The 17,609-nt window shown below is 69.9% G+C and carries 15 protein-coding genes; 9 read left to right on the top strand and 6 right to left on the bottom strand.

The window, feature by feature from the left end; translation table 11 throughout:
- Positions 1-57: 57 nt before the first annotated feature.
- The 3 genes from KBX34_RS16900 to KBX34_RS16890 are packed head-to-tail and all read right to left on the bottom strand — an operon-like array spanning position 58 to position 2,781.
- A complete protein-coding gene (locus KBX34_RS16900) occupies positions 58-969 on the bottom strand; it encodes an ABC transporter ATP-binding protein (protein WP_088950124.1) in 912 nt (303 codons plus the stop codon).
- The gene (locus KBX34_RS16895; protein WP_088950125.1) at positions 969-1,874 is read right to left on the bottom strand and encodes an ABC transporter permease; all 906 of its coding nucleotides are present in this window, start codon (positions 1,872-1,874) and stop codon (positions 969-971) included. Before KBX34_RS16895 ends, KBX34_RS16900 begins: the two co-directional genes overlap by 1 nt.
- The gene (locus tag KBX34_RS16890; protein WP_088950126.1) at positions 1,867-2,781 is read right to left on the bottom strand and encodes an ABC transporter ATP-binding protein; all 915 of its coding nucleotides are present in this window, start codon (positions 2,779-2,781) and stop codon (positions 1,867-1,869) included. The genes KBX34_RS16895 and KBX34_RS16890 overlap by 8 nt, the downstream gene beginning before the upstream one ends.
- A gap of 331 nt (positions 2,782-3,112) precedes the next feature.
- Here KBX34_RS16890 and cysC point away from each other — a divergent pair, with 331 nt between their 5' ends.
- From cysC to galT, 3 genes are all read left to right on the top strand, one after another.
- A complete protein-coding gene (gene cysC, locus KBX34_RS16885) occupies positions 3,113-4,642 on the top strand; it encodes an adenylyl-sulfate kinase (RefSeq protein ID WP_210795196.1) in 1,530 nt (509 codons plus the stop codon).
- A gap of 112 nt (positions 4,643-4,754) precedes the next feature.
- Entirely contained in the window at positions 4,755-5,579 is an 825-nt protein-coding gene (locus KBX34_RS16880) for a DeoR/GlpR family DNA-binding transcription regulator (RefSeq protein ID WP_210795155.1), read from the top strand.
- Positions 5,576-6,652, top strand: coding sequence for a galactose-1-phosphate uridylyltransferase (gene galT, locus KBX34_RS16875; RefSeq protein WP_210925763.1), 1,077 nt, complete (start codon positions 5,576-5,578; stop codon positions 6,650-6,652). The genes KBX34_RS16880 and galT overlap by 4 nt, the downstream gene beginning before the upstream one ends.
- Positions 6,653-6,977: 325 nt before the next feature.
- Here the strand turns inward: galT and KBX34_RS16870 are convergent, their stop codons facing one another.
- A complete protein-coding gene (locus tag KBX34_RS16870) occupies positions 6,978-8,195 on the bottom strand; it encodes an NADP-dependent isocitrate dehydrogenase (protein ID WP_091406326.1) in 1,218 nt (405 codons plus the stop codon).
- Positions 8,196-8,333: 138 nt separating this feature from the next.
- Here KBX34_RS16870 and KBX34_RS16865 point away from each other — a divergent pair, with 138 nt between their 5' ends.
- Positions 8,334-9,140: an MBL fold metallo-hydrolase gene (locus KBX34_RS16865; protein ID WP_210925762.1), complete on the top strand. Its 807-nt coding sequence runs from the start codon at positions 8,334-8,336 to the stop codon at positions 9,138-9,140.
- Positions 9,141-9,292: 152 nt separating this feature from the next.
- Here KBX34_RS16865 and KBX34_RS16860 read toward each other — a convergent pair whose 3' ends face one another.
- Complete coding sequence (locus KBX34_RS16860) at positions 9,293-10,243, bottom strand: malate dehydrogenase (protein ID WP_088950131.1); 951 nt, start codon at positions 10,241-10,243, stop codon at positions 9,293-9,295.
- Positions 10,244-10,383: 140 nt separating this feature from the next.
- Positions 10,384-11,244, bottom strand: a complete 861-nt coding sequence (locus KBX34_RS16855) for a bifunctional methylenetetrahydrofolate dehydrogenase/methenyltetrahydrofolate cyclohydrolase (protein ID WP_088950132.1) — start codon at positions 11,242-11,244, stop codon at positions 10,384-10,386.
- 448 nt (positions 11,245-11,692) lie between these two features.
- Between KBX34_RS16855 and KBX34_RS16850 the strand changes: the two genes are divergently transcribed.
- The 5 genes from KBX34_RS16850 (at position 11,693) to KBX34_RS16830 (ending at position 17,522) form a co-directional block, all read left to right on the top strand.
- Positions 11,693-13,294 carry an ABC transporter substrate-binding protein gene (locus KBX34_RS16850; protein ID WP_210925761.1) on the top strand — a complete coding sequence of 534 codons (1,602 nt, stop codon included), beginning with the start codon at positions 11,693-11,695 and terminating at the stop codon, positions 13,292-13,294.
- Positions 13,295-13,491: 197 nt separating this feature from the next.
- Positions 13,492-14,430 (top strand): ABC transporter permease, encoded by a 939-nt coding sequence (locus KBX34_RS16845; RefSeq protein WP_088950134.1) that lies wholly within the window; start codon positions 13,492-13,494, stop codon positions 14,428-14,430.
- A 17-nt stretch (positions 14,431-14,447) separates the two neighbouring features.
- Complete coding sequence (locus KBX34_RS16840) at positions 14,448-15,404, top strand: ABC transporter permease (protein ID WP_088950135.1); 957 nt, start codon at positions 14,448-14,450, stop codon at positions 15,402-15,404.
- Between the two features lie 65 nt (positions 15,405-15,469).
- A complete protein-coding gene (locus KBX34_RS16835) occupies positions 15,470-16,501 on the top strand; it encodes an ABC transporter ATP-binding protein (protein ID WP_099848537.1) in 1,032 nt (343 codons plus the stop codon).
- The gene (locus KBX34_RS16830) at positions 16,482-17,522 is read left to right on the top strand and encodes an ABC transporter ATP-binding protein (protein ID WP_210795162.1); all 1,041 of its coding nucleotides are present in this window, start codon (positions 16,482-16,484) and stop codon (positions 17,520-17,522) included. Before KBX34_RS16835 ends, KBX34_RS16830 begins: the two co-directional genes overlap by 20 nt.
- Positions 17,523-17,609: the final 87 nt, after the last annotated feature.

Raw genomic sequence — 17,609 nt, 5'->3', positions numbered from 1 at the left:
TTCGTTCGTGACTGCGGGGCTCACTCGCTGCGCTCGTTCACTCCTCGCACTCACTGGTCAGGCCTCCACGAGGTAGGAGAAGACGCTCTCCAGAGACTCGTCGGACGGCACCAGCTGGCGCACCCGGATGCCTTGCTTGAGCGCGATCCGGGGTAGCGCCCGGGTGAAGGCGCCATAGTCACCGGCGCGCACGGTCAGGCCCGTCGGGTCCAGCTCGACTCCGCTCACCGACGGCTCGGCGATCAGCGCGACGGCCAGCGCCCTGTCGTTCGTCGACCGCACCGCGAACACGTGCGGGCGATTGGTCATCAACCGACGGATGGTCCGGAAGTCGCCGGAGGCCGCCAACCGCCCGGCCACCATCACCTGCACCGTCCCGGAGACCTGCTCGACCTCCTCCAGGATGTGCGAGCTGAACAGGATCGTCCGGCCGGCGTCGCCCAGGCTGTGCAGCAGCTCCATCATGTGCAGCCGCTGGCGCGGGTCCATCCCGTTGAACGGCTCGTCGAGCAACAGCACCTGCGGGTCGTGCACCATCGCGGCGGCCACCCGGGCCCGCTGTCGCATGCCCTTGGAGTACGTGCCGATCCGGCGGTCCTGCGCCGACTCCAGCTCCACCAGGTCGATCGCCCGCCGGGCCGCCGCCGCCGGGTCGGGCAGCCGGTGCAGCTTCGCGCTGGCATGCACGAACTCGTACGCGGTGAGGAAGCCCTGCACCGCCTCCCGCTCGCTGACCAGCCCCAGCCGCCGGTAGACGTCGGGGTTGCGCCAGGTCGGCTCGTCGTCGAGCGTGACCGTGCCGCGTGACGGGGACAGGAAACCGGCCATCATGTGCAGCAGGGTGGTCTTGCCGGCGCCGTTCGGGCCCAGCAGCCCGGTCACGCCCGGCCCCAGGGCCATGCTGATGTCGTTGACCGCGACCACGTTGCCGTACCACCGGGACACCCCGGTCAGGCTCAGCGTGCTCATCAGGAGGCGACCTTCCGGTAGCGAGCCAGCAGGAGGGCGGTCGCGCCGGCGACCAACAGCACCGCGGCCAGGGCGTAGACCGGGCCGAACCCGCCGATCATCATCTCGCCCGGATCGCCCTCGACCAGCAGGTCACCCAGCGACCAGATGCCCACCCCCTGCACCAGCGTGGAGGGCGAGGCCAGCCCGGCCAGCTCGTTGGCGGCGCGCGACGGCAGGATGCTCAGCACCCCGACGATCGGGGTGGTCATCAGGAAGACCGCCACCACCCCACCGGCGGCGAAGGCGCGCTTGCCGGTCAGCGAGGCGACCAGCAGCCCGACCGAGGCGAAGACCACCGCCCACAGCCCGGCGTAGAGCAGCCCGGGCAGCAGGTCGAGCAGCTCGTTCCACACCCCGCGCATGCCCTGCTTGGTGGTGAAGGCGGCACCCAGGAACATCAGCAGCTGTGGCCCGCCGAGCAGCAGCCAGAGGGCGGTGACCAGCGCCAGCAGCTTCGCCAGCGCGTAGTCGCTGCGCGGCAGCGGCCGGGAGAAGTACAGCGGCAGCACACCGCTGCGCAGGTCCCGAGAGACCAACTCCGGAGCGACGACCGCGACGAAGAAGATGACAAGCCAGCTCATCGCGTCGGCGAACTGGGCGTACGTGGCGACCGGCTCGCCGATCTGGCTGCGTACCGCGGCCAGGGCCACCGCGACCAGGGAGACGATGCCGACCACCAGCCACGGGAAGATCTTGGCCTTGGCGCTGCGCCCGAACCCGAACGCGGTGCGCAACCCGTGCAGGTAGAGGGCGCCGAAGACCTGCCGGCGGCCCAGCCTCGGGCCCTCGTAGCGCTGGTAGCCGATGTCGTGGATGACGCCTGTCGGCGCGGGGCGCACGGCGGAGGCGGTCGGCTCAGGCATGGGAGAGCTCCCTCGTGGCGAAGAGTTCGGCCACCCGGTGCCGGCGCTGGTCCAGTCGGTGCAGTGGCAGGTCCAGTTCGGCGACCGCGCCGAGGATCAGGTCGTAGGTGCCGTCGTCGGCGAGTGGCACGAGGAGCAGTCGCCCGTCCCGCGCCACCGGCAGTTTGAGCTCGGCGAGCCGGGCGGCAAGCTCCTCGGTGCCCTCGCTCACCTCGACGGCGAGCACGTCGGTGGCCGAGGTCATCGCGGAGATGTGGTCGGCGCGCAGCAGTTTGCCGCCGTCGATGGCGATCAACGTGTCGCAGATCCGCTCCACCTCCCCGAGCAGGTGCGAGCAGACCAGCACGGAGATGCCGAACTCGGTGCCGATCCGGTGCACCAGGGCCAGCATGGCGTCGCGGCCGGCCGGGTCCAGGCCGTTGGTCGGCTCGTCGAGCAGCAGCAGGTCGGGGTCGTGCACCAGCGCCTGGGCCAGCTTGACCCGCTGCTTCATGCCGGTCGAGTAGCCACCGACCGGGCGGTAGCGCTCCTCATAGAGGCCCACGTGCCGCAGCGCCTCCGAGGCCCGCTCGCGAGCCGCGGTGCGGGGCAGGCCGCTCATCCGGCCAAGATGGGTGACCAGTTCGGCGGCGGACAGGTCCGGTGGGAGGCAGTCGTGCTCCGGCATGTAGCCGACCCGGTTGCGGACAGCCGCCGGGTCTGCGGTCGGGTCGATGCCGAGCACCGAGACCTGACCGCTGGTTGGTGCGATCAGGCCGAGCAGAATCTTGATCAAGGTGGATTTACCGGCGCCGTTCGCGCCCACCAGGCCGATGATCCCGGGCTCGACGGCGACGGTGAGGTCGGCGAGCGCGGTGACCCGACCTCCGTACGTCTTGGTGAGCGACTGGGTCGCGATCAGTGTCACGGTGCCCAGCGTAGGGAGTGCGGGCCTGCCTGAGACACCGGCGCGCCCCCGGCGCTTCCCTGATCCTTGGCGTAGCGGACCCCTAAGGTCCCCTGCCCTGCTGCTGGGGAGGTTTTTCCGCAGTCCGGCGCCCGGCGCCACCCCGCCTCGGAAAAAGCCCATCGGGGGTGGGACGATTCCCGTTCCGTTCAACGGACAGTAATCGGGGAGTCGTCAGTGAGGGCGGGTGGATCCGGCGGTGCTCCCGCCCGTCGAGGTCGTGGAGTGGCGCCCTCGACCGATCGGCGGTCGGCTGCGAAACTGTGTGCCGGTCAGCGAGTGGGGGGTGTGGATGAGCAACGGCTGGGTGCTGCCCGACGAGGTGCTGCGGGACGCACCGGCGTACACGCCGCGTCCGGGTGAGCTCGCGGATCTGGAGCTGCTGCTGACCGGCGCGTACGCCCCTCTGAACGGCTTCATGACCCGCGCTGACCTGGTCTCGGTGAGCCGACGCGGCCAGCTGGCCGACGGTTCGCCGTGGCAGGTCGCGGTGACCCTCCAGGTGCCGGCCGCCCTGGCGCAGAGTTTCGATCCGCGCGACCCGGCCCGTCGGGCGCTGGTGCTCACCGACGGCGAGGGCGCCCCGACGGCTGCCCTGGACGTGGCGGACGTCTGGCCGGTCCGCGAGGGCGTGGCGGGGGTCGGCGGCCAGGTCCGGCGACTGGGCGACGGTGGTCACGGCCCGTTCCAACGGCTGCGCCGCAGCCCGGAAGAGGTCCGCGCGCTGCTGCCCCCGGGCCGGGTGCTCGGCGTCATCGCCGATCGGCCGCTGCATCGTCCGCAGCTCGCCCAGATCGCCCATGCCGCCCGCACCCTGGCCGCGCACCTGCTCGTGATGATCCCGGTCGGTGAGGGTGGCGTCGGCGGGCTTCCGCCGGAGGCGCTGGTACGCGCCGTCTTCGCCGCCCGCGACCGGATGCCGCCCGCCACCCTGGTCGCGGTGCCGTTGTCGCACCGACAGGAGGAGATCAGCGACGCGCTGCTGCGCGCCCGGGTCTCCGCCTCGTACGGGGTCACCCACCTGCTCTCCACCGGCGAGATGCTCTCCGGTGCCGGGCTGCGGGTGCTGGTGCCGCGCGAGCTGGCGTACGACAACCGGGACGGGCAGTGGCGCTGGCGGGAGGACATCCCACCGCGCAACCGCCGGCTCGCGTTGACCCAGCAGGAGATCGACGACCTGCTCGACCGGGGTTTCCCGTTGCCGGAGTGGCACACCCCGCCAGCCGTGGCGAGGGAGCTGGCCCGGGCCCGGCCGCCGCGCCGGCACCGGGGGCTGGTGGTCTTCATGACCGGCCTCTCCGGTTCCGGCAAGTCGACGATCGCCCGAGGGTTGGCGGACGCGTTGCGCGAGAGCGGTGACCGGACGGTGACACTGCTCGACGGGGACGTGGTGCGGCGGGAACTCTCCGCCGGGCTGGGCTTCAGCAAGGCCGACCGGGATCTCAACGTCCGACGGATCGGCTGGGTGGCCGCCGAGGTCGCCCGGCACCACGGGGTGGGCATCTGCTGCCCGATCGCCCCGTACGCGGCCGCCCGCGCCACTGCCCGTGAGATGGCCCTGGCCGCCGGTGCGGGTTTCGTGCTGGTGCACGTCGCCACCCCGCTGGAGGTGTGCGAGCGGCGGGACCGCAAGGGCCTGTACGCGCGGGCACGGGCGGGCCTGCTCACCGGGATGACCGGCATCGACGACCCGTACGAGGAGCCGACCGACGCCGACCTGGTGCTCGACACCACCGACCTGAGCGTCCCGGACGCGGTGCAGGCGGTGCTGCACCACCTGACCGAGACCGGCTGGGTGGAGCTGAAGATCGCCTCCGCCTGAGGCGTCGCCGTGCCCCCGTTCCTTCCACAGCTGCCCGCTACGCGCTAGTGTTCATCTTTGTTGGAACACGTTTGACCGCGTGAGAGTACGGGGACCCCCGGGAGGCACGGCAATGCTCGCTCAGCAGCGGCAGGTGGCCATCCTGGAGCGGGTCCGGTCGACCGGCGGCGTCCGGGTGAGCGAGCTGGCCACCGAGTTCGGTGTCTCCGACATGACCATCCGCCGTGACCTGGAGGCGCTGCACGAGCGCGGCCTGCTGGCCAAGGTGCACGGCGGCGCCACCACAGCCGGGCCGGGGTCGACCGACGAGCCGGGCTTCCACGCCAAGTCGGTCCGCCAACTGCCCGAGAAGGCCGCCATCGCGGACCGGGCCGCCCAGCTCGTCCGGCCGGGCGCGGCGGTCGCCCTCTCCGCCGGCACCACCACCGCCGAGCTGGCCCGGAGGTTGGTGGACGTGCCCGGCCTGACAGTGGTGACCAACTCGCTGCCGGTGGCCGAGATCCTGCACGCCGGAGGTCGACCGGACCAGACGGTGGTGCTCACCGGGGGCGTACGCACACCGTCGGACGCGTTGGTCGGTCCACTCGCGGTCGGTGCGGTCCGGTCGCTGCACCTGGATCTGCTCTTCCTGGGCGTGCACGGCATCACCGAGCGGGCCGGCTTCACCACCCCGAACCTCATGGAGGCGGAGACCGACCGGGCGCTCGTGGCCGCGGCGGACCGGTTGGTGGTGCTCGCCGACCACACCAAGTGGGGCACGGTGGGCATCTCCTCGATCGTCGAGCTGGCCGCCGCACACGTACTGGTCAGCGACGACCGGTTGCCTCCGCCCGCTCGACGGGTACTCGACGAACACGTGGGCGAATTGATCATGGTGAAGGCAACAGGGGCGGGCCGCGCGACGCGCACGCCGACGAGTGAGGGGACGGCGCCGTGAAGCGCACCGCGATCGACCTGGCCGACGGCCGGGAGCTGATCTACTTCGACGAGCGCGACGACGCCGTCCGCGACCAGCCGGACCGCCGCGACCTGCCGCCGCCGCCTCCCGCGTCCCAACTGCGCTACGACCCGCTGACCGACGAGTGGGTGGCGGTCGCCGTGCACCGGCAGACCCGCATCTTCCTCCCGCCGGCGAACGAGTGCCCGCTCGACCCGTCGGTGGGCGACCGACTGACCGAGATCCCCGCGCCCGACTACGACGTGGTGGTCTTCGAGAACCGGTTCCCGTCGCTGAGCGGCCGGTTCGCCGACGAGCCCGGGGAGATCACCCCGTTCACGTCGGTCCGGCCGGGCCTCGGGCGGTGCGAGGTGGTCTGCTTCACCTCGGACCACAACGCGTCCTTCGCCAGCCTGCCCCCGCGCCGGGTCCGCACGGTGCTGGACGCGCTCGCCGACCGCACCGAGGTGCTCGGTGACCTGCCCGGCGTGGAGCAGGTCTTCTGCTTCGAGAACCGGGGCGTCGAAATCGGCGTCACGCTGCACCACCCGCACGGGCAGATCTACGCGTACCCCTTCGTGACGCCGCGCACCCGCGCGCTGCTGGCCGCGGCCCGCCGGCACGCCGAGCGGACCGGCGGGGGCAACCTGTACGCGGACGTGCTGACCGCCGAGCGCGCCACCGGCGACCGGGTGGTCACCGAGAACGAACACTGGACGGCGTTCGTCCCGGCGGCGGCCCGTTGGCCGTTCGAGGTGCACGTCGCGCCGCGCCGGGTGGTGCCGGACATCCCGGCGCTCAGCGACAGCGAGCGGGACGCCTTCGGGCCGCTCTACCTGGATCTGCTGCGCCGCTTCGACGGCCTGTTCGACATGCCGATGCCGTACATCTCGGCCTGGCACCAGGCGCCGGTGCGCATCGACCGGGAGCTCGGCCACCTGCACCTTCAGCTGTTCAGCATCCGGCGCGCCAAGGACAAGCTGAAGTATCTGGCGGGCTCCGAGTCCGGGATGGGTGTCTTCATCAACGACATCTCCCCGGAACGCGCCGCCGAGTTGCTGCGCGCCGCCTGAGCCGCGCTGCTTTCCCGCCCTGCGGTGAGCGCTGCGAAACCCCTGCGGTGAGCGCTGCGAAACAGGGCGCGGGGGGCCCGGGACAGGGCCCCCCGCAGGGAAGGGACGGCTGGCTGTGCACGGCACAGCCGGGAAGGCTGGCTGATCGGCGCACGGGTGCCGCGGGTCGACCGAGGTCAACCTTCCTGGACGCGACTGGCATCTCGTCCATCCTGGTCAACGAGGCGCGCCGACGGCGGTGACGACCCTCGGCGCGTCAGCCCCGGACACGCCGAAGCCCGCCGGCTGAGACGCCGGCGGGCTCCGATGATGCGGTACGCCTGGATCAGGCGGCGATCTTGCGGGCCAGGTTCTCGTCGAGCGCGTTCATGAACTCGTCGGTGGTCAGCCACGGGGCGTCCCGCGAGATGAGCAGCGAGAGGTCCTTGGTCATCTGGCCGCCTTCGACGGTGTCGACGATGACCTGCTCCAGGGTGTTGGCGAACTCGGTGACCGCCGGGGTGCCGTCCAGCTTGCCCCGGTGGGCCAGGCCCCGGGTCCAGGCGTAGATCGACGCGATCGGGTTGGTCGACGTCTTCTCACCCTTCTGGTACTGCCGGTAGTGCCGGGTGACAGTGCCGTGGGCGGCCTCGGCCTCGACGGTACGACCGTCGGGGGAGAGCAGGACGGAGGTCATCAGACCCAGCGAGCCGAAGCCCTGCGCGACGGTGTCGGACTGCACGTCACCGTCGTAGTTCTTGCAGGCCCAGACGTAGCCGCCCTCCCACTTGAGCGCGGCGGCGACCATGTCGTCGATCAGCCGGTGCTCGTAGGTGATGCCGGCGGCGTCGAACTCGGCCTTGAACTCGGCCTCGAACACCTCGGCGAAGAGGTCCTTGAACCGACCGTCGTACGCCTTGAGGATGGTGTTCTTGGTGGACAGGTAGACCGGGTAGTTGCGGTCCAGCCCGTAGCGGAACGACGCCCGGGCGAAGTCCCGGATCGACTCGTCGTAGTTGTACATGCCCATGGCGATGCCGCCGCCGGGGAAGTTGGCGACCTCCATCTCCATCGGCGCGCCACCGTCGGCGGGGGTGTAGGTGATGGTCACCGTGCCCGGGCCGGGGACGACGAAGTCGGTGGCCTTGTACTGGTCACCGTGGGCGTGCCGGCCGATGATGATCGGCTTGGTCCAGCCGGGGACGAGCCGCGGCACGTTGGACATGATGATCGGCTCACGGAAGACGACGCCGCCGAGGATGTTGCGGATCGTGCCGTTGGGCGACCGCCACATCTTCTTCAGGCCGAACTCCTCGACCCGGGCCTCGTCCGGGGTGATGGTCGCGCACTTGACGCCGACGCCGTGCTCCTTGATGGCGTTGGCGGCGTCGATCGTCACCTGGTCGTCGGTCTCGTCGCGGTGCTGGATCGACAGGTCGTAGTAGTGCAGGTCGACGTCGAGGTAGGGCAGGATCAGCTGCTCCCGGATCTGCTTCCAGATGATCCGGGTCATCTCGTCGCCGTCGAGTTCAACGACCGGGTTGTTTACCTTGATCTTCGCCATCGACCGGCGCTCCTCTCGGGGGACACGTGCTCAAGCAGTACGAGCGTACTGCAATTGGGCCGGCAGCCCCCAGCCGGCCTCGACCGACCGGCGGAAACCGGGCTGCGCGGAACAGGAATGCCCTGGAATCATCGCCCGATGCCACTGAACCGCACCCTTGGGTCTATCACGGTCACCGCACTCACCGACGGTGAGGGTGCCTTCTTCCAGCCCCGCGCGGAGGCGTTCCCGCAGGCCACGGCGGCGCACTGGGCGGAGGCCGACCGGCGCGACCCGGGCTCGGTGACCGCCGACGGGCAGTGGTGGCTGCCGTTCCGCAGTTTTGCGATCCGCTCCGGCGACGGGCCGGTCACCCTGGTCGACGCCGGGATCGGGCCCGTCGACGCGCCGGCCGCGAGCTGGGCGCCCGTGCCCGGCCGGATGCCCGCCGAGCTGGACGCGGCGGGCATCGACCCGGCCGACGTCGACACTGTCGTGCTGACCCACCTGCACAGCGACCACATCGGTTGGGCCGTCACCGGCACGCCGGGCCGGCCATACTTCCCGAACGCCAGCTATCTGGTGCAGCGCGCCGAGCTGGACGCGGCGGAGACGCTCAACCCCGGACTGCCGGCCGGCCTGATCGCACCGCTGCGCGCCGCCGGCCAGCTCCGGGTGGTCGACGGCGAGACCACTCTCACCCCGGCGGTACGACTGCTGCCCACCCCCGGCCACACCCCGGGCCACCAGTCGGTGCTCCTGACCTCGGCCGACGAACGGATGCTGGTCACCGGCGACCTGCTGGTGCACGCCGTGCAACTCGTCGACCCCGACCTCGCGTACGCCCACGAGGTGGACCCGGACCTGGCCCGCACCTCCCGGCGGGCCGCCCTGCGCACCCACTCCCCCACCGTCCTGGCCACCCCCCACCTGGCCACCCCCTTCACCCCGCTTCCCCACCCCTAACCCACCTTCCGAGTTGGTTGATCATGAGGTTGACGGGGTTTTCGATCTCCATCACTGCCGCCAACCTCATGATCAACGGCGGATAGGGGGTGGGACGGGGAAGGGCCCGCCGGTTTGCCGGCGGGCCCTTCGGGTGGTTCTGGTTCGGGGAACTACATGCTGGAGATGTCGCCCTGCTTGGCGCGGACGGCTTCGGCCGCCTCCAGGAGGCTGGCGCGCTCGTCGGCGTCCAGGTCGGTCTCGACGACCCGCTTGACGCCCTCGGCGCCGATCTCGGCCTCGACACCCAGGTAGACACCGGAGATGCCGTACTCGCCGTCGACCCAGGCGCAGACCGGCATGACCTCGCCCGAGTCCTCGGCGACGGCCTTCGCCATCCGAGCCGCGGCGGCGGACGGGGCGTAGTAGGCCGAACCGGTCTTGAGCAGCGCGACCACCTCGGCGCCACCGTTGCGGGTCTTGACGACCAGCTCCTCGATCTGCTCGGCCGGCATCGCGTCACGCAGCGGCTTGCCGTTGACGGTGCTCTTCGAGGGCACCGGGACCATGGTGTCGCCGTGCGAGCCCAGGGTCAGCGTGCGTACCGACGCCACCGGCACGTTCAGCGCCTCGGCGACGAAGTTGCTGAACCGGGCGGTGTCGAGCATGCCGGCCTGGCCGAGCACCCGGTTCTTCGGGAACTGGGTGGCGAGCTGCGCCAGCGCGGTCATCTCGTCCAGCGGGTTGGAGACCACGATGACGACGGCGTTCGGGGCGTACTTGGCGACGTTCTCGGCGACCTGGCGGACGATCTTGGCGTTGGTCTCCAGCAGGTCCATCCGGCTCATGCCGGGCTTACGCGGCAGACCGGCGGTGATCACGACGACGTCGGAGCCCTCGATCTGCTCGTAGCCCTCACCGTTGGGGCCGGTGGTGACACCGACCACCTTGGTCTCGAAGCCCTCGATGGCCCGGGACTGGTTGAGGTCGAGCGCGAGGCCCGCGGGCTTGCCCTCCACGATGTCGGTGATCACTACGGTGTCGAAGACGTCGTACTCGGCCAGGCGCTGTGCGGTGGTGGAGCCGTAGAAGCCAGCCCCGACGACAGTGACCTTCTTACCCATGGTCGTCCCACTCCCTGATACCAGTCGGTTTTCCGGACCGTATCAGTCATCCTGGCACCGATCAGGCCAGGGGCGGCGGCCATCGCCGGGATGGGGCGAACGTCACCGCCGTCCTGGTTCGGCGCTACCGGCGCGCGGGCTCAGCCGCGCTCGGCGCGCTCGACGACGTTGGTGAGCAGCATGGCCCGGGTCATCGGCCCGACTCCGCCGGGCATGGGGACCAGGGCGCCGGCCGTCTCGGCCACCTCCGGGTCGACGTCGCCGGTGTAGCGGCCCTTGCCGTCCGCGCCGATCACGCGCGTGATGCCGACGTCCACCACGACGGCGCCGGGGTTGATCATGTCGGCGGTGAGCAGGCCCGGCACGCCGGCCGCGACGATGACGATGTCGGCGGCCCGGGTGTGCGAGGCGAGGTCGAGGGTGCCGGTGTGGCAGAGGGTGACGGTGGCGTTCTCGGAGCGGCGGGTGAGCAGCAGGCCGAGCGGTCGGCCGACGGTGTTGCCCCGACCGACCACGGCGACGGTCGCGCCGCGCAGCGCCACGTCGTGCCGGCGGAGCAGCTCCACGATGCCGCGCGGGGTGCAGGGCAGCGGGCCGTCGTAGCCGAGGACGAGCCGGCCCAGGTTGACCGGGTGCAGGCCGTCGGCGTCCTTGTCCGGGTCGATCAGCTCCAGCACCCGCTGGGTGTCGAGATGGGCCGGCAAGGGCAGCTGGACGATGTAGCCGTGGCACGCCGGGTCGGCGTTCAGCTCGGCCAGCACGTCGTCGACCTGCTGCTGGGTGGCGTCGGCCGGCAACTCCCGGCGGATCGAGGCGATGCCCACCTCGGCGCAGTCGCGGTGTTTTCCGTTGACGTACGCCTGGCTGCCCGGGTCCGCCCCGACCAGCACCGTGCCCAGCCCGGGGGTGATGCCGCGTTCCGCGAGTGCCTTCACCCGGATTCGCAGCTCGTCCTTGATCTCCGCCGCGGTTGCCTTGCCGTCCAGAAGCGTCGCCGTCACGTCCAGATCGTCTCACGGCCACCGGCCGCAGTTCCGACGGACCTCGCCCGCGCGGCTCGTCGCCACCTCGGCCACCACCGTTACACATGACCGTAAGTAACGTGTTGCACGTCACTCTCAGTCACTTTCTGTTCATTCGGTCACCGTCGAACCAGACAGGCGGGCCGAGCACGACGGAGATCGGATGGCCCGCCCGGGGAGCCCCATCCCGCTTCAGACCGGCACTGTCGCCCCCACGAACGACAAGACTTTTGCAGGCTGGCGAGGTTTACGGCGGTTTTCGCTAGCAGGCGGACCCGCCTTCGACAAGGGGACCACCCCCGGACCGTTACCCACCCGCAACCGCGTCGTTGTCAAAGGCCTATCCCCGACCTACCGTTGCCGCTTGTTGCGCAGCGTAACCCAGCGTCGGGCCTGACTGCGCAGCGTGAGGAGATGAGGAGGCTCAATGCGAGTTCGTAGACTCGCCGCCTGGACCGCCCTCCCGCTCGCGGTGACGCTGGGCCTCGCGGCCTGCGGCAGCGGCGGCGACGGTGGATCCAGCGGCAACGGCAATTCGGCGGTCAGCATCCAGATCGGCGAGCCGAAGCACCTGGTTCCCACCAACACCACCGAGACGTCCGGCTCGCAGGTGATCGCCGGCCTGTTCAGCCCGCTCGTCGACTACGACGCCCAGAACAAGCCTTACGAGGTCGCGGCCCAGTCGGTGACCTCGTCGGACAACAAGGTCTGGACGATCAAGCTCAAGGACGGCTTCACCTTCCACAACGGTGAGAAGGTCACGTCCGAGGACTACGTCAACGCCTGGAACTACGGCGCGTACGCCCCCAACGGTCAGGACAGCAACTACTTCTTCGAGAAGATCGCTGGTTACGACGACCTCCAGGGCAAGGCGCCGAAGGCCAAGGAGATGTCCGGTCTGAAGAAGGTCGACGACCTCACCTTCACCGTGACGCTCTCCGAGCCGTACATCGACTTCAAGACGGTGCTCGGCTACAACGCGTTCTACCCGATGCCGGACGCCGCGTTCTCGACCCCGGGCGTGCTCAAGGACTCCTACGAGCAGGCGCCCATCGGGCAGGGCCCCTTCAAGATGAAGGGCACCTGGCAGCACGACAGCAAGATCGAGGTCGAGCGCTATGACGCGTACCCGGGCGAGAAGCCCAAGGTCAAGAACGTTGAGTTCCGGATCTACCAGCAGCTGACCGCGGCCTACGCGGACGTCCTGGCGGACAACCTGGACGTGCTGCCGACGATCCCGACCGAGAGCCTGAGCACCGCGCCGAGCGACCTGGGTGACCGGTACCAGACCAGCCCGATGTCGTCGTTCCAGTTCCTCGCGTTCCCGACGTTCGACAAGGACTACAGCAACCCGGACGTGCGTAAGGCCATCTCGATGGCGATCGACCGTGACGAGATCACCAAGTCGGTCTTCAAGGGCTCTCAGCAGTCGGCGCGCTCCTTCGTCTCGCCGGTCCTGCCGGGCTACCGGGAGAACACCGCGGGCACGGCCGGCGAGTTCAACCCGACCGAGGCCAAGAAGCTCTACCAGGCCGCGGGTGGTCCGTCGAAGATCGTCATCTCGTACAACGGCGACGGCGGCCACAAGGACTGGGTCGACGCCACTGTCAACCAGCTCAAGGCCAACCTGGGTGTCGACGCCGTCGGCTCGGCCGAGCCGAAGTTCGCCGACCTGCTGACCAAGGTCGAGAAGAAGACGCCGGTGGGTGCGTTCCGGATGGGTTGGGTCATGGACTACCCGACCATGGAGGACTACCTCGGCCCGCTGTACAGCACGAACGGCTCGTCGAACTACTACGGCTACAGCAACCCGGAGTTCGACAAGCTGGTCAAGGAGGGTTCCGCCGCCAAGACGCAGGACGAGGCGATCGCCAAGTACCAGCAGGCGGAGGACATCCTGGCCAAGGACATGCCGGTGATCCCGCTCCGCTTCGGCGAGAACGTGTTCGGCCACTCGTCCAAGGTCAAGAACGTGCAGATGGACCTGTTCCAGCGGGTCAACCTCGTCAAGATCGAAGCGGCCAGCTGAGCTGACCACGGTGCGGGCCACCCGGGCGACGACGCCCGGGTGGCCCAAATCGCGCCACCGGAGCCGGGCCGCAGCAGCGGACCCGGCGTCGGTGGTGCCGGCTCCCCCGGGCCTGACGGCACGTCTCGGATATTTCGGGTACGACCAGAGATGCCGTCCTGCGACCCTTTCGCACATTTCCGGAGAGACTGCTAAGCATGTTCCGCTACATCTTGCGGCGCCTACTGCAGATGGTCCTGGCGTTCTTCGGGACCACCCTGATCGTCTACGCGCTGACATTCGCCGGACAGGGCGACCCGATCCAGGCGCTCGCCGGTGAGCGGCCGGTGACGCCAGCCCAACGGGCCTACCTGACCGAGAAGTACAACCTGGATCAGACGGGCGTCGGCGGCTTCTTCTACCGCTACTTCGACTACGTGAAGGACCTGCTCCAGGGCAACCTGGGCGAGTCGCTCACCGGTCGGAGCATCGGTGACATCCTCCAGCAGGCCTGGCCGGTCACCGTGCGGCTCGCGCTCATCGCCCTCGCCGTGGCGATCATCTTCGGAGTCAGCGCGGGCGTGATCGCCGGTATCCGCCGAGCCAGCATCTTCGACAACTCGACGCTGGTGCTGACCCTGCTGGTGCTGGGCATCCCGACGATCGTGCTGGCGCCGCTGGCGCAGTATTTCCTGGGCGTCAAGTGGCAGCTGTTCCCGCCCACCGCCGGCTCGGACCCGACGTTCTACGCGCTCCTGCTGCCGGGCATCGTGCTCGGCTCGCTGTCGCTGGCCACCGCGCTGCGGCTCACCCGGGCCTCGGTGGCGGAGAACCTGCGCGCGGACTACGTCCGGACCGCCCGGTCCAAGGGCCTGGTCAAGCGCCGCATCGTCATCGTCCACGTGCTGCGCAACTCACTGATCCCGGTGGTCACCTTCCTCGGTGTGGAGCTGGGCAACCTGATGAGCGGCGCGATCATCACCGAGGGCGTCTTCAACATCCCCGGCGTCGGCTTCAACCTCTTCCGCGGCATCCGCACCGAGGACGGCCCCCTCGTGGTGGGCATCGTCAGCGTGCTCGTCGTGGTCTACCTGGTCTCGAACCTGGTGGTGGACGTCCTGTACGCCGTACTCGACCCGAGGATCCGCTATGAGTGAGCGCAGCGAGGTGCCGCATGAGTGACTTCGAGACTGTGGCGGCGACCGAGAACCAGGCCGCGCGGCGTGGCCCCTCGGGCGAGCCGGGCACACCCAATCAGGTCGGCGCCGCGAACAAGCCCCGCAGCCTGGCCGGAGACGCCTGGCGGGACCTGCGCCGCAACCCGATCTTCTGGATCTCGCTGACGCTGGTCGTCATCTTCACCCTGATGGCGCTGCTCCCCGGGGTGTTCACCGCCAACAACCCGAACGACTGCCTGCTCTCCCGGCAGCACGCCGGGCCGTCCGGCGGGGCCATCTTCGGGTACGACTTCCAGGGCTGCGACACGTACTCCCGTGCGGTCTACGGCACCCGCGCCTCGCTGCTGGTCGGCGCGCTCGCCGCTCTCGGCACCGGGATCATCGCGCTGGTGATCGGCATGCTGGCCGGTTACTTCGGCCGGTGGGTCGACGCGGTGCTCTCCCGGGTGATCGACGTGGTGCTCGGCATCCCGCTGCTGCTGGCCGCGATCGTGCTGCTCAAGCGGGTCTCCAGTGACAGCCAGTGGGCACGGATCGGCGCTGTCGTCTTCGTACTCGCCCTGCTCGGCTGGACCACCGCCGCCCGCGTGGTCCGCTCCTCGGTGATCACCGCAAAGGAGCAGGACTACGTCGCGGCGGCCCGGATGCTCGGCGCCGGCAACAGCCGGATCATGTGGCGGCACATCCTGCCGAACTCGCTGGCCCCGGTCATCGTCGTGCTGACCATCGCGCTCGGCTCGTTCATCGCGGCCGAGGCGACGCTCTCCTTCCTGGGCATCGGCCTGAAGGCGCCCACCATCTCGTGGGGCCAGGACATCGACACCGGCCGCATCCACATGCGCGAGGCGGCCACGCCGCTGATCGTCCCGTCGGCATTCCTCGCGCTGACCGTGCTGGCGTTCATCATGCTCGGCGACGCGATCCGTGACGCCTTCGACCCGAAGCTGCGGTGACTCATGCGAGCGCGAGGAGTGAGCGAAGCGAGCCCCGCAGTCGCGAGCGAAAGGCAGGCACAGCCATGACCGTTCAACCGACGCCCGCCTCCGCCACGCCCGAGGGCGGCCACCTGCTGGAGTTGCGGGACCTGCACGTCGAGTTCCGCACCAACGAGGGCGTGGCCCGGGTGATCAACGGCGTGTCGTACCACCTGGACGCCGGCGAGACACTGGCCGTGCTCGGCGAATCCGGCTCGGGCAAGTCGGTCACCGCCCAGGCGATCATGGGCATCCTGGACACCCCGCCCGCGTTCGTGCGCTCCGGCCAGATCCTCTACCAGGGTCAGGACCTGCTCACCCGCTCCGAGGAACAGCGCCGGCAGGTACGCGGCAAGGAGATCGCGATGATCTTCCAGGACGCGCTCTCGGCCCTGAACCCGGTGTTTCCGGTCGGCTGGCAGATCGGTGAGACGCTGCGTCAGCGCTCCGGCCTGTCCCGGTCCGACGCCCGACGCCGTGCCATCGAGCTGATGGACCTGGTCAAGATCCCCGGTGCCGCCAAGCGGATCGGCGACTACCCGCACCAGTTCTCCGGTGGCATGCGGCAGCGCGTCATGATCGCCATGGCGCTGGCGCTGGACCCGAAGGTGCTGATCGCCGACGAGCCGACCACGGCGCTCGACGTGACCGTCCAGGCCCAGATCATGGACCTGCTGGCCGACCTGCGCCAGGAACGCAACATGGCGATGATCCTGATCACCCACGACCTGGGCGTGGTCGCCGGTGTCGCGGACCGGATCGCGGTCATGTACGCCGGCCGGATCGTCGAGCACGCCGACGTCCGCTCGCTCTACAAGGCGCCCGCCCACCCGTACACCAAGGGTTTGTTGGAGTCGATCCCGCGCCTGGACGTCCGCGGCGAGGAACTGTCGACGATCAAGGGGTTGCCGCCGAACCTGATGCGCATCCCGTCCGGCTGCCCGTTCCACCCCCGGTGCCCGTACGTCCAGCAGGTCTGCGTGGACGTCGTGCCGCACGACCTGGTCCTCGGCGACGGCCGGACCAGCGCTTGCCACTTCGCGCAGGAGGTCCGTGATGACAGCGCCGCCCGCTAGCCCCAACAAGGTCCGCGGCGAGACGATCCTCTCCGTCGACAACCTGGTGAAGCACTTCCCGATCACGCAGGGGGTGCTGTTCCAGCGGCAGGTCGGCGCGGTGAAGGCCGTCGACGGGGTGAGTTTCGAGCTCCGACGGGGCGAGACTCTGGGTGTCGTCGGCGAGTCCGGCTGCGGCAAGTCCACCCTCGCCCGGCTGCTGATGCGCCTGGAGACGCCCACCTCCGGAGGCGCGACCCTGGAGGGCAAGGACCTGTTCAAGGCCTCCGGGGGTGAACTGCGCCGGGTGCGCCGCAACATGCAGATGGTCATGCAGGATCCGTACACGTCGCTGAACCCGCGGATGACCGTCGGCGACATCATCGGCGAACCGTTCGAGATCCACCCGGATGCCGCGCCCAAGGGCAGCAAGCAGAAGCGGGTCCAGGAACTGCTCGACGTGGTCGGGCTCAACCCGGAGCACATCAACCGGTACCCGCACCAGTTCTCCGGCGGTCAGCGTCAGCGCATCGGCATCGCCCGCGCGCTCGCGCTGCGACCCGAGGTGATCGTCTGCGACGAGCCGGTGTCGGCGCTGGACGTCTCCATCCAGGCCCAGGTGATCAACCTGCTGAAGCAGTTGCAGAACGAGCTGGGGCTGTCGTACATCTTCATCGCCCACGACCTGTCCGTGGTGCGGCACATCGCCGACCGGGTGGCCGTGATGTACCTCGGCCGGATCGTCGAGATCGGCACCGAGGACGAGATCTACGAGCGGGCCACCCACCCGTACACCCAGGCTCTGCTCTCGGCGGTGCCGGTGCCCGACCCGGAGGCCCGCGACCAGCGCAACATGATCCGGCTGGTCGGCGACGTGCCCAGCCCGGCCGACCCGCCGAGCGGCTGCCACTTCCGCACCCGCTGCTGGAAGGCCCAGGAGATCTGCGCCGTGGAGGACCCGAAAACGGTCCCGAGAGCGGCGGACCCCCACCCGTCCGCCTGCCACTTCGCCGAACTCCGCCCCACAACCCCAACGGCCTGACCCGCCCGCCTCACACGTCGATCATGGAGTTGTGGTGGCCGATTTCTTGGCCGGCACCCCTTTTGCGGGGCACCACAACTCCATGAT

The sequence above is a fragment of the Micromonospora sp. M61 genome, from assembly GCF_018070245.1.
GTDB classification, from domain to species: Bacteria; Actinomycetota; Actinomycetes; order Mycobacteriales; family Micromonosporaceae; genus Micromonospora; species Micromonospora zamorensis.
This window is presented reverse-complemented; position numbering and strand designations above follow the sequence as displayed.